The organism is Protofrankia sp. CiP3, assembly GCF_917627345.1.
In the GTDB taxonomy this organism is placed as follows: Bacteria; Actinomycetota; Actinomycetes; order Frankiales; family Frankiaceae; genus Protofrankia.
Genome location: NZ_CAKJTM010000066.1, coordinates 1 through 11,562 on the forward strand (window position 1 = coordinate 1; position 11,562 = coordinate 11,562).

Consider the following 11,562-nt stretch of genomic DNA (forward strand, 5'->3'; position numbering starts at 1 on the left):
ACCTACACCAACCTCGGCATCCTGGCGCAGCGGCGGGGGGACTACCCGGCCGCCGAGGCCCGCTACCAGCAGGCGTTGGCCATCCGCGAGGAGCTCGGCGACCGCGCCGGCCTCGCCGCCACCTCCACCAACCTCGGCGACCTGCGCACCCGGCAGGGCCGGCCAGCCGAGGGCGTCCCGCTCGCCCTTGCGGGCCTTGCCGCACTCCTCCAGCTCGGCTCCCCCGACGCCGTCACCGCGCTCAACGTGCTCCGCGCACAGCGCGAACATCTTGGCGACGAGGCGTTCTTCGCCATCGCACGCGAGCATGTCGACGCCGACAGACTCGACACCCTCACCGCCATGCTCGACCGCCGGCCGGACAGGGCCACCGACGAGGATCCTGCCGCTACCGCACCCGGCCCGTACCACCACCCTGGTCCGCCGCCCAGCTGGGCGTAGGCACACGGTGGCGACGGTCATTATCGTCATGGGGTGCGCTGGCCAGGGCAGGTCTGCCGGCCGCGGACGGCGCTGGGTGCCTGGCAAGCGGCGGCTCACGTCGTCGAGCGGTCGCCAGCGGGTGCCGGCGGCGGGACGCGGGGAGGGGCGGAGCCGGGTGCGAGCAGCTCGGTGCGCAGCTCGTGGGCGCCGTCGATACGGCTGGCCTCGTAGTAGACCCGGTAGGCGCCATCCGGTAGTTCCACGACGCTCACGTAGCGCAGCGCCCCGTCGCCGTCCGGTGAGACGGCGTGGGGGGCCGCGCCGACGGCGTTGAACCGCGTGGGGGTCCCGTCCGGGGAGACGACGGCGGTGGCAAGCCCGGTGCGCTCGTACCAGTTCTCCGCGGCGCTCGCGCGTCCGTCGTAGAAGGCGACCGTGGCCGGCCCGATGGTGAGCACGTCGGTGATGCGGACGCCGCGGGCGTCCCAGTGTCCTGGACGTGGCGCGAGCGCGACGCCGCGCCACGTCCAGCTGACGCCGTCGTCGCTGGTGGCATGACGGCTGTCCATCCGGTCCGTGGCCGCCGGGTCGTCGAGCGGGTGGCAGGACGCCCACAGGTGCCAGCGCCCGGCCCGCCAGCGCACAACGGGGTCCTTGACGGCCATCGACGCGTCGCCCGGCAGCGCGGTGCGCCGCGCGGTGGGCTCGAACCTGTCGGGAAAGTCCGCCTCGAGCAGGTCGACCCACCAGTGCGGGCTGCCCGGCGTCGCGCAGCTCACGTAGAGGCGCCAGCGTCGGTCAGGGGTGCGGACCAGCGCGGGCCGTTCCAGGGACTCGGCACCGAACGGCTCACGGCTGATCCGCGCGATCTCGGTGAACCGTTCCCCGTCGGCGGAGCTGGCGATCACCACGGCGTAGCCGCGGCCGTCGTCGACCGGACGGCGCAGGCGGTAGGCGAGGTAGTAGGTGCCGTCGACCAGCAGCGCGCTCGGCGCGCCGGCCCAGTTGCCCGGGCCGTCGGCCTCCGGGACCGCCACCGTCACCGCGGCTTCGAGGCGGGGGAGCGGGATGGCCGGGGTGGGGCTGAGGGAGGAGGCTGTGATCGACACCTGGAGAACTTTAGCGCCCCGGTGCACAACCTCGCCCCAGGCGGGGCCATTTGCCATATGCCCGGTGGTAAAGGTGCTGTTCTCGTATCCTGCGAGGGCGGGCGGATCTGCCCGGCGGCACCGTCGCCGCGCTACCCCCTCGTCGTGTCTGGAGTGTTCCGCCCGTGGCCTTGCCCAACTTTCTCGTGATCGGAGTGCCGAAGGCCGGGACGACGGCTCTGCACGCCGCCCTCAGCCGCCATCCCGCGCTGTTCCTGCCGTCGGTGAAGGAACCCAAATTCTTCCTCTCCGAGGGCCCGCCGCCGGCTCGTGGCGGGCCCGGTGACGCACAGACCTATCAGGAGCACGTCTGGCGGCGGGCCGACTACGAGGCGCTGTTCGACCCGGCGCCGCCCGGCGTGCTGCGCGGTGAGTCGACCCCGTTCTACCTCTACGACCTCGACGCGCAGAACCGGATCAAACGTCTGCTGCCGAAGGTGAAGCTGATCGTCCTGCTGCGCAACCCGGTCGATCGTGCACATTCGAACTGGACCCATCTGTGGGCCGCGGGCCTTGAGCCCGAACGCGACTTCGTGACAGCCTGCGCCTTGGCGGCTCAGCGCCAGGAGGCCGGCTGGGCGCAGTTCTGGCACTATGTCTCCCTTGGGCGGTACGGCGCCCAGCTGGCGCACCTGTTCGGCCTTTTCTCCCGGGAACAGGTCCTGCTGCTGCGTTACCGCGAGCTGCGCGATGCCCCGACCGCGACGCTCGACACGGTCTGCGACTTCCTCGGCGTGACCACGGGGGCTCTTGCCGCGGTACCGTCCGAGAACGTCACGCCGTTCGTCGCTGACACGACGGTCAACGCTGCCCTGCGCGCGATCCTGCGGACGGGCGGCCAGATCGGCCACCACTTCCCGGCCCCGGTACGCCGGGCGGTCCACATCCCGTTCCTGGCCGCTCTGCAGCGGAAGAAGGGCCGCCGGCCGCCGCTCACCCCCGAACAGCGGGCGGCGGTGCTGCCGTACTTCGTCGCGGACATCGCGCTCTTGGAGCAGGTCACGGGCCTTTCGTACGCGGACTGGCTCGTCACGGGCCTGGAGCCCGACATCGTCGATGACGGTGGCTGAACCACCTGTTCCCAGGCGCGGATCTGGCCACGAGCGCCCGGCAACAGGGCAGGGGACGCGGCGTCGCGGGGCTGGGGCACGCACCTCGCGTTACCACTCTCCCCATCTGTCGCCATCCATCGCCGCGCGATGCGCGGGTACCCCGGCCCGTCGGTCGCCACGAACCACCGTTGGTAACTCTCCGTGTCCATAGCGATGCATGCACCCCAGTCTCATTCCCTGGTCCACACCCCTATTGCCGGTTGTTCTTATTGGGCTCATGGTGAGTTCGTACTATGGGTCTGGAGCATGGTGAGGATGGTGCTGGCAGTCTGCGGGCTCAGCGCGCCCGGTTTATCGGAAGACCACATGCGCAAGGATTTTACGGCCGCATCTCGTGGACACTGGGGACAAAATCCAGATCGTATTATGAAACAATTTCCGCTGCTTGCGCACTTTCGTCCTGATGGTTGGCCGCCGGCTGTGTCGCCCACCACTTGGCCAGCGTCTCGAACTTTTGCCAGGTGATGGAACCCGGCGGGGCGGTGTAGGCGACGATTATCTGCTCGGGCGCGGAAAGAACCTGCAGGATCTGCCAGTCCAGGATCAGTTCTCCGACGATTGGATGATTCATCCGTTTGTGGCCAGACGTCATGGTCCGCACGCCGTGTTGGTTCCACCAGCGCCGAAAATCCGCGTCGAGCCTGGTCAGTTCCTCCACCAGAGCGTCGAGCCGAGGATCGTCCAAATAGAGTGTGACATCCCTGCGGAGACGCGCGACAAAGCCGATCGCCATATCCTCCCAGTCCGTGTAGAGCTGTCGCAGGTACGGTTCCAGGAACATCATGCGTGCCAGATTTCGGTGTTCGGGCTTGATTTTGGAGAAGTCAGTGAACAAAGCCGTTCCGAGGGCATTCCAGGCGAGCACGTCCGTACGCCGGCCAAGAATGAGCGCGGGAATATGATTGATGCTGTCCAGCAGGAGCTGCGTCTCGGGAGAAACCGCTTCCTCGCGTGACGCGGGCTTGTGGGCCGACGTCGTTCTCGCAATCGAGTACAGATATTCCTCTTCCGTTGGGCTCAACATCAACGCACGGGCAATGCTGGACAGTACGTTGTCGGACGCATGGATCATACGCCCCTGCTCCAGACGTGTATAGTAGTCGACGCTCATTCCGGCGAGCTGAGCGACCTCCTCCCGACGTAGCCCGGGTACCCGTCGAAAGCGTATGGCGCTGGCCAGGCCCACGTCCTCCGGTGAGATCGCCGCACGCTTGGCCTTCAGGAACTGGCTGAGTGTCAAATGCCCCCGTGCTTGCACCGTCATAAGCGCGATTATGCGACACGGTCTGAGGTTCCTGGTGCTCGGAGTCCTAGGAAGTCGCGGCCCGGGAATAACTCACCCTGGAGGGCCCCCGGAGTTCAGGTCATAGTGAAGATCTATTTACTGTGCGTCGAGGAAGCAGGGAGGATCGTCCATGAGGTCGATCACGCAGGCCGAGGCCGCGGCCCGTGTCGAGGCGGGAATCGCCAAGTCGCGTGAGCTCGGTGCGGGTATGAACATCGCGATCGTGGACGCTGGTGGTCACCTCGTTCAGTTCGTGCGCATGGACGATGCGTGGCTTGACTCGATCAACATCGCACTGAAGAAAGCCAGGACAGCGGCTTACTTTCGAACGGCCCCCGACGCTATCGGCGAGAGCCGCCAGCTGGGTGGCACTGTCCACGGCATCGAGCGCGGCACGGTCGACTTGATCACTTTTGGTGGCGGGCTGCCGATTCTTGACGGGGCCGGTAGAGTCATCGGCGCTGTGGGTGTCTCCGGTGGCAACCTGGAGCAGGACCATGCTGTCGCCGAAGTGGTCATGAAAGGCTCGTCGCTCATTAGTTGATCAATGTTCCCAGCTTGTTGTTCAGCTTGCTTGTTCCTCCCTGTTTGTGTGGTGGTGTCTGTTCGGGCATTCCTCCCGCTGAAACCAAGCCCAACGGTTGCGATGCGGATGAACGCCGTGCCGGGGCAGGGCGGGCGGCCGTTGGTATGGGCCCGCCGGGGTGGAGTGGCTCCACGCAGTGACTGGTACGGGTGGATGCGGCCGCGCCGTCCGGTGGACAGGCCGGTGAGCGGCCGGGGGCCAATCCGCCCGGCAATGCCCGTGGTGCTGTTCGGGGGCTGTGATAATTCGACCAGCGTGATGACCGGGCCAGGAGCGCCAGGCAGAGCGTCAGCGAGTGCGAACAGTACGTCATCTCACCTGCTTGGAGCGCCCAGCAGCAGGGGTGTAGATCAAGAAGCGGGGTTGGGGTGCGTGCATCGCGAGGCGACGGAACCCGCTGGGCCGGACCAGGTTCCCGATGGGAGCACGACTGTCCGGCAGCTATGACTTCATGATTATTAACATCGATCATAGCCATGATTGCGCTGAGGCCGCCGCGAGTTCCAGTGGGCCGCATGGCTGTGACGTCGACGCGCTTCATGATTTGATCATGACTGGGCTCAACGGCACAATCCTGCCGTGGCTGCCGGTGGAGCTCAGGGGTACCGCGAATCCGTTACTGGCTGTGACGCGGCCGGCCGGTATCTGGCCCGCCGACCAGCACGGCGGCCTTCTCCGTCGACGCCCGGCACCTGCCGAGGAGCCCGCCGGGCGCCGTACCGAGATCGACTGGCATCCGGGTTCACCAGGCTGGACACCGCTTTGCTGAGCTGCGGCGACGCTGTTTCGACCGCCGGGTCCTCCGCTCGGTCGATCGTTGGCCTGCCCGCCCGAATATCATGATCATATTTTGGAGTGAGAAGGTCAAGCCCCTCGCGAGGACCGAAACCGCTGCCTGGATCAGGGCTGCCAGCAAACGCCAGCACGCCAGGAGCTCGGGGCCGGGACGCTGGCGACCGTGGCGGCCGTGGCTGGTGATGTGACCAGAGTGGCTATCGTGGACTATTTCTTCACAGTACGTTGCTGGTCAACCGTGAGAGGGGGGAGCGTGACGATGGAGGAGCCACCGGGCTGGGCTGCGGATGTCGATGTCAGCCGGCCGAGCGTAGCCAGAGCCTACGACTACGCTCTCGGTGGATCGCACAACTTCGCGGTCGGCCGGGAGGCGCTCCACCGGGCGCGGGAGGTGTTCCCGGATATTGACCTGGTCGCCAGGTCCAACCGGCTCTTCCTGCACCGGGCGGTACGTTTCCTTGCCAAGGAGGCGGGTATCACGCAGTTTTTGGATCTTGGCTCGGGCATACCGACGGCGGGCAACGTCCATGAGATCGTCCAACGGGTGAATCGGGACTGCAGAGTGGTCTACGTTGACATCGACCCGATCGCGGTCATCCACTCGAGCATGCTGCTTGCCGATGATCCGCGGGCCACCGTCGTGCAGGCCGACGTGCGCCGGCCGGAGTCGATTCTGACCTCCCGCGCTGTCACCGAATTTTTTGATCTTTCTCAGCCGATCGCCGTCCTGATGGTGGCCGTCCTGCATTTCGTCGGGGACAGCGACGACCCCGCCGGCATTGTCGATGCCTTCCGGCGGGCTACCGTGCCTGGCAGCTACCTGGCGTTGTCTCACATCAGCCCGGACGGGCGGGCCGAAGAGATCGAACAGCTCGAACAGCTCGGAAAGCGGTCCCAGGCCACCCCGACCGGCGTCGTTGCCCGTCGTTGGTCGGCTATCGCGGCGCTGCTCAAGGGATATGATCTTGTCGACCCCGGCCTTGTCCACCTGCCGATGTGGCGCCCGGACGGGGGAGACGGTACCGCGGATCCGTTCGCCGCGGCCCCGGAACGTTCGACACTTTTCGCGGCGGTGGGATGCCGGTAGCTCATGTCCCGGCCCGGAAACGGCCGTACGAGGTGATTTTTGGCCATGTGAAAGGCTCTTGAGGAGTATGTGTGAGGCCATTACACCCGGCTGCCCGTCAGCGGGGCGTCGAACGCTTCGCGCTGGCGTGGGCGCGGGAACTCGTCGATGCGAGCTGTTTGACAATCAATGTGGTTGAGGTCGAGCGGCGGTTACGGGTACTGACCGACCGGCTTGTCGACGCTCTGCTCGCCGAAACGTTCGTGACAGCGCCCGCGGTCGTCATCGGCGCTGCCATCATTGAGTACCGCTTTGGCGCGGGCGATGCGCTGGCCTGCAGTATCCGGGCCGTCGGGAACAGGTTGCTCGACGACCTGGGGCTCGATATGGCAGACGGGTACACGGCCCGGCTGGTGGCTCTTCAGGCAGGTTTGGCGGACGGGTATACGCAGGCTCTCCGGGAACAGATTCTCGCTGCTCAGGATTCGATCCACCAGGCGGCGCTGTACGCGAGCGATGCCCGGTTCCGGCTGGTCTTTGCCGGTTCCGCGATCGGGATCGCGATCAGCGACGCTGACGGGTCGGTGATTGAGGCCAACGGGGCGCTGCTGGAGCTGCTCGGGGTCGGTCCGGCGCAGATACACGGCCGGCGGATCGACGAATTCGCTCATCCCGAGGATGCCGGGGAGGTACGGGCGGCTTATGGGCACCAACGTGGCGCAGGCCCTGAACGCATCCGGCTGGAGAAGCGGTTCACCGGTGCGGGCGGTGCGGTGGTGTGGGCGGACATGACCATTTCGTGTCTGCGTGACGACGACGGCCGCTGCCGCGTCCAGTTGTCCATGGTCGTGGACATCACCGAGCGGCACCGGTTGCAGACCCAGCTGCGTTCGCAGGCCTTTCATGACCCACTCACCGGCCTGCCGAATCGCGCGTTGCTGCTGGAACGGCTCAGTGATCTCATGGTCGCCGGTTCCGATGGCCGGGTCGGAGTGTGTTTCATCGATCTCGATGGCTTCAAGACTGTCAACGACAGCCTCGGCCATGATGTGGGCGACCGGCTGCTCGTTGCGCTCGCGGATCGGCTCAGTAGCACGCTGTCGCCAGCGCATCTGTTCGCCCGTATGGGTGGTGATGAATTCGTCGTCGTGGTAGCCGGTTCCACCGGGCCCGCCGATGTGATCGCTGTCGCCGAGCAGGTACTGGCGGAGCTGGCCAGACCACTACAGGTCGACGGCCACCTGTTGTCGGTCAGCGCGAGCATAGGTGTTGTTGAACGCCCAGCCACCGAAAGTGACCCCCGTGACCTGTTGCGGGCTGCGGATATCACGCTGTATCGGGCCAAGTCCGACGGCAAGGGCCGGTGGGCGCTGTTCGACGCCGAGCGGAACGCCCATGAGATCACCCGTCACACCCTTGCCACCATGCTGCCCGGTGCCTTCGAGCAGGACCAGTTCATTCTCGAGTACCAGCCGATCGTGACACTCGCGGACGACACCATGGCCGGTGTCGAAGCGTTGGTCCGTTGGCGGCATCCTCGTTTCGGCCTGCTGCGCCCCGACCTTTTCGTCGATATCGCGGAGGAGACTGGCCTGATCGTGCCGCTCGGCGGACGACTGCTGCGCCTGGCTTGTCTGCAGGCCAGCTCCTGGCAGGATCTCAGTCCCGCCCGCCCGTTCGTCAGCGTTAATCTCGCTGCCCGCCAGACTCGTGATCCCCAGCTGGTGGAGCAGGTCCAGCGTGTTCTCGGCGACACCGGGCTGTCACCCGACCGGCTTCAGCTGGAACTCACGGAGAGCGCGTTCATGGGCACGGCCGATGAACCGCTCCGTGCGCTGCGCGCCCTGGCTGACATGGGCGTACGGATCGCCATCGACGATTTCGGTACCGGCTATTCCAACCTTGCCTACTTACGGCGTCTGCCGGTGCACACCCTGAAACTTGCGGGACCCTTCGTCGAAGGCCTTCGATCCAGGCGGAAAGCTGACCCCGATGATGAGAAGATCGTGCAGGCCATGGTTGGGCTGGCGCACTCTCTGCGGCTGACGGTGACCGCCGAGGGAGTCGAAACCACGACGCAGGCCGAACGGCTGCGAGCGGTCGACTGTGATACCGCGCAAGGTTACCTTTTCGCACGACCGCTACCGCCCGAGGAAATCACTCACCGGCTCACCAGGCGACACCAGGCGACACCAGGAACGTACCAGTCCGAACAGGTGTGCTCCTGAACGCCCACGCTGGGAGCTGACCTGCGACAGTACTCAGACAAGCAGTAGTTTACGGTCGCTGGGAGCGGTCGCCAGCGGATCAGCGGGCACGGACGATCAATGGCATCCGCTTGGGCTGGAGCATCGGCGATCGGCTTGGGCGTACCCGGTGGCCAGGGCTGGGGTGCAGTGTCCAGTGAGCCGCCACTGTTGCCAAAAAGATCATCATTTCTTCCCAGGCGAATGGTTCACCGATACAGCTTCTGTTGCCCGCGCCGAACGGGAGAAAATATGTGCGCGGCAGTGCCGCTGCGGCGTTACCGCCCCATCGGTCTGGATCGAAGGCGCTGGGCGCGGCGTAGACGGCCGGATCGCGTTGTATGGCCCACACGGAGAGCAGCACATGAGATCCCGGCGGAATCCGGTGTTCTCCGAGGGCGACTTCTGTCACGGTCCGTCTGGACAGCAGCCAGGCAGGGGGGTAAAGGCGCAGCGTCTCGGTCAGCACCTGGCGCAGGTAGCCCAGGCTGGCCAAGGTGCTGTGGTCGAGTGACCTGCCGGCCAGGGCTGTGTCCACTTCGTCGGCCACTCTTCGCTGGATGTCCGGGTGCTGGCTGAGGAGGTGACAGGCCCAGCTCAGCACGTCACGCACGGTTTCGACGCCACCCAGGAAAAGGGCCATCGCCTCGTCGTGGATCTGCTGATCGGACAGGCCGGGGCCATCGCCCTGCGCACGGGCGGATAACAGCATGGCCATCAGATTGCCGTCGGTGGCGCCCCGCGCGCGGCACTGGGCGATGACATGCGTCAATACGTCGTCGAGCCGATGCCGGGCGCGGTTGAAGCGGCGGTTGCCTGGGGTGGGCAGCTTCTCCAACCAGCCGATCGGGAGGGCGACGCGCCTGGTCACGCCCTTGAGCAGGACCGGCAGGGCCTCCTCCACCTGGACCGCGACGCTGTTACCGAGATCGGCGGAGAACAGGGCTCGGCATACCACGGCGACCGTGAAAGCATGGATCTCCTGGCCGAACTCGACCACCTGGCCGTCGCGCCACGCGGTGGCGCGTTGTTCGGCACTCTCCCGCATCTGGTCCGCATAGCCGGCGATCTGCGCTATGTGGAATGCCGGCTGCATCAACCGGCGGTGTGCCATGTGGGTCGGTTCGGTGGAGTTCAGCAGCCCGTTGCCGAGAAACGGCGCTGACTTCTCGTACCCGATGCCCTTGTCGAGCTTGTGGACATCCCTGGTGAGAATCTGGTGCACCCAGGATGGCTCGTTGATGACATAGGCCACGGTCGGCCCGAGGCCGATGGTGACAATGCCACCCCTGTCGCGCAGGGACTCGAAGAAATCACGCGGTTTGGTCAGCATCCGGTGCATGTGCCCGAACAGCGGAAGGCGCCCGGGAGCCGTCGCGACGCCTGTGGGTGTGGCTGGCATTGATGTGGTCTCCCTTATATTTTGCGTCCGCAACGGGCGGTGGGCTCGGGATTGAAGCGGGTACCGTCATCGCTGACTTTGACGAACGACAGACAGGTGTTCAGCTGACCGGCGTTCGTGGCCATGTCGAGGGGCGCGGGCAGCAGGCCGTTGGCGTTGTAGTCCCGGACGGCTCGAAGGCCGTGGATGAACTGTTGGCGGGTGGGGCAGATGCCGGCTTCCTGCAGCCCACGGATCATCATATCCGCGGAGATCCAGCCGGACAGCGCGCCGCCCTGGACCGGGGGCTGTAGCTGTGGGGCGTACATGTTCATGGCCCGGAGGAACTCCCAGTGTGCGGGGGTGTCCAGTTCGAACGGGGTGTACTCGAGGAAGTAGGAGGTTCCGGCGAGCTGCCGGCCGTACTTCTGGAGCAGGCTCTGGTCGTAGCCGGGTGAGAAGGACAGGGTGACCTTCAGCGGTACGCCCGCGTTGCGGGCGCCGATGAGGGCCTGGTCGAGGGCATCCGGGGCAGTCAGCGCGATCAGGGTGTCGGCACCGCTGGCCTTGATCTGGGCGCCGAGGCTGGTCGGGCTGGCTGAAGGGCTGACGTCGGCGGAACCGGCGATCCGGACACCGGCGGTGCGCAGGCTCGTGCTCACGTTCTCCGCGATGGTGCGCATGGTCTCGGAGAACGCGGTCCGCAGGATGAACGCGGTCCGACCGCCCTGGGAAACAGCGTAGTCACCCCAAGTGGTGATGGATCCCGGGCTTGCGAAGCTCAGGTGGGTGAACATGTTGTCGTCGGCGCCCCACACCGGTTCCAGCGCGAGGCCGGTCACCGGAATGCCCTGCTCATGCAGGAACGGCGCGGACCCGGTCGCGGCCCCGGTGGTCTCGATGATCCCGAAGACCCCGTCGTCGTTGATCAGGGCACGGGCGCTGACGAGGTTCGTGGCGGGATCGGAGGCGTCGTCACGCCAGGTGTAGGACAGCGTCCGGCCGTTGACCCCACCGTCCGCGTTGGCCGCGCTCAGCCGCGCGTCCACGCCGGCGCGGAAGGCGTGGAATCCGTCCGCCAGCGGGCCGGTGGCCGGGTAGAGAAAGCCTATTTTGACCTCTTTGTCGGTCACGCCGGGGACCGTGCAGTTCTGGCCTTCCGGGTGGCCGCTGATCGGCGAGGCTCCGCATGCGACCACCGTCAGTGCGATTGTGGCACGTGCCACGGCGACAGCGATCCGCTGGACGGTTCGGCGCTGTCTGTCCATCTGGGCCTCCTACCAGGAGCACGTTCCGAAGAACCCGTGGTTCCTGAACGGCGAAACTGCTGAAACAGATATTAACTATCCCGTACCTCTTCAAAAACCATAAAGGGACTAAAAGGATTAAAAGATTTAAAAAACATGATGTATGGGCCAGCTGTTTCGTGAACGGGCAGCTGAAAGGCCCGTTATTCGACCGCCATGAAGTCCTGACGCCGTCGTTTGCCGTGCCGTCGCGTTTAGGATCATGGCTGTGCT

General features: G+C 65.9%; 10 protein-coding genes. 6 read left to right on the forward strand and 4 right to left on the reverse strand.

What is annotated here, in order from left to right; genetic code table 11:
- Positions 1–441, forward strand: a 441-nt coding sequence (locus tag MJ797_RS18955; RefSeq protein WP_239337076.1) for a tetratricopeptide repeat protein, incomplete at its 5' end; no start/stop codon positions are given.
- Positions 442–536: 95 nt separating this feature from the next.
- Here MJ797_RS18955 and MJ797_RS18960 read toward each other — a convergent pair.
- On the reverse strand, positions 537–1,526 hold the full coding sequence (locus MJ797_RS18960) for a hypothetical protein (RefSeq protein ID WP_374582573.1): 990 nt from the start codon (positions 1,524–1,526) through the stop codon (positions 537–539).
- A 170-nt stretch (positions 1,527–1,696) separates the two neighbouring features.
- Here MJ797_RS18960 and MJ797_RS18965 point away from each other — a divergent pair, with 170 nt between their 5' ends.
- Entirely contained in the window at positions 1,697–2,641 is a 945-nt protein-coding gene (locus tag MJ797_RS18965; protein ID WP_239337082.1) for a sulfotransferase, read from the forward strand.
- Between the two features lie 406 nt (positions 2,642–3,047).
- Here MJ797_RS18965 and MJ797_RS18970 read toward each other — a convergent pair whose 3' ends face one another.
- Positions 3,048–3,947 carry a helix-turn-helix transcriptional regulator gene (locus tag MJ797_RS18970; protein ID WP_239337085.1) on the reverse strand — a complete coding sequence of 300 codons (900 nt, stop codon included), beginning with the start codon at positions 3,945–3,947 and terminating at the stop codon, positions 3,048–3,050.
- Positions 3,948–4,098: 151 nt separating this feature from the next.
- On the opposite strand from MJ797_RS18970, the gene MJ797_RS18975 reads away from it, so the two are divergent.
- The 4 genes from MJ797_RS18975 (at position 4,099) to MJ797_RS18990 (ending at position 8,643) form a co-directional block, all read left to right on the forward strand.
- Positions 4,099–4,512, forward strand: a complete 414-nt coding sequence (locus MJ797_RS18975) for a heme-binding protein (protein WP_239337088.1) — start codon at positions 4,099–4,101, stop codon at positions 4,510–4,512.
- A gap of 460 nt (positions 4,513–4,972) precedes the next feature.
- Positions 4,973–5,323, forward strand: coding sequence for a hypothetical protein (locus MJ797_RS18980; protein ID WP_239337091.1), 351 nt, complete (start codon positions 4,973–4,975; stop codon positions 5,321–5,323).
- A gap of 285 nt (positions 5,324–5,608) precedes the next feature.
- Positions 5,609–6,436, forward strand: a complete 828-nt coding sequence (locus MJ797_RS18985; RefSeq protein ID WP_239337093.1) for an SAM-dependent methyltransferase — start codon at positions 5,609–5,611, stop codon at positions 6,434–6,436.
- A gap of 71 nt (positions 6,437–6,507) precedes the next feature.
- Positions 6,508–8,643, forward strand: a complete 2,136-nt coding sequence (locus tag MJ797_RS18990) for a bifunctional diguanylate cyclase/phosphodiesterase (RefSeq protein WP_239337095.1) — start codon at positions 6,508–6,510, stop codon at positions 8,641–8,643.
- 79 nt (positions 8,644–8,722) lie between these two features.
- Here MJ797_RS18990 and MJ797_RS18995 read toward each other — a convergent pair whose 3' ends face one another.
- Both MJ797_RS18995 and MJ797_RS19000 read right to left on the reverse strand, forming a co-directional pair.
- Entirely contained in the window at positions 8,723–10,063 is a 1,341-nt protein-coding gene (locus MJ797_RS18995; protein ID WP_239337108.1) for a cytochrome P450, read from the reverse strand.
- 14 nt (positions 10,064–10,077) lie between these two features.
- Positions 10,078–11,310, reverse strand: coding sequence for an ABC transporter substrate-binding protein (locus MJ797_RS19000; protein WP_239337110.1), 1,233 nt, complete (start codon positions 11,308–11,310; stop codon positions 10,078–10,080).
- Between the last annotated feature and the right edge of the window lie 252 nt (positions 11,311–11,562).

Excerpts from the sequence above, each read along its gene's own strand:
- MJ797_RS18970 (WP_239337085.1), bottom strand. The coding sequence starts at position 3,947 with ATGACGGTGCAAGCACGGGGGCATTTGACACTCAGCCAGTTCCTGAAG.
- MJ797_RS18975 (WP_239337088.1), top strand. The coding sequence starts at position 4,099 with ATGAGGTCGATCACGCAGGCCGAGGCCGCGGCCCGTGTCGAGGCGGGA.
- MJ797_RS18980 (WP_239337091.1), top strand. The coding sequence starts at position 4,973 with ATGGGAGCACGACTGTCCGGCAGCTATGACTTCATGATTATTAACATC.
- MJ797_RS18985 (WP_239337093.1), top strand. The coding sequence starts at position 5,609 with ATGGAGGAGCCACCGGGCTGGGCTGCGGATGTCGATGTCAGCCGGCCG.
- MJ797_RS18995 (WP_239337108.1), bottom strand. The coding sequence starts at position 10,063 with ATGCCAGCCACACCCACAGGCGTCGCGACGGCTCCCGGGCGCCTTCCG.
- MJ797_RS19000 (WP_239337110.1), bottom strand. The coding sequence starts at position 11,310 with ATGGACAGACAGCGCCGAACCGTCCAGCGGATCGCTGTCGCCGTGGCA.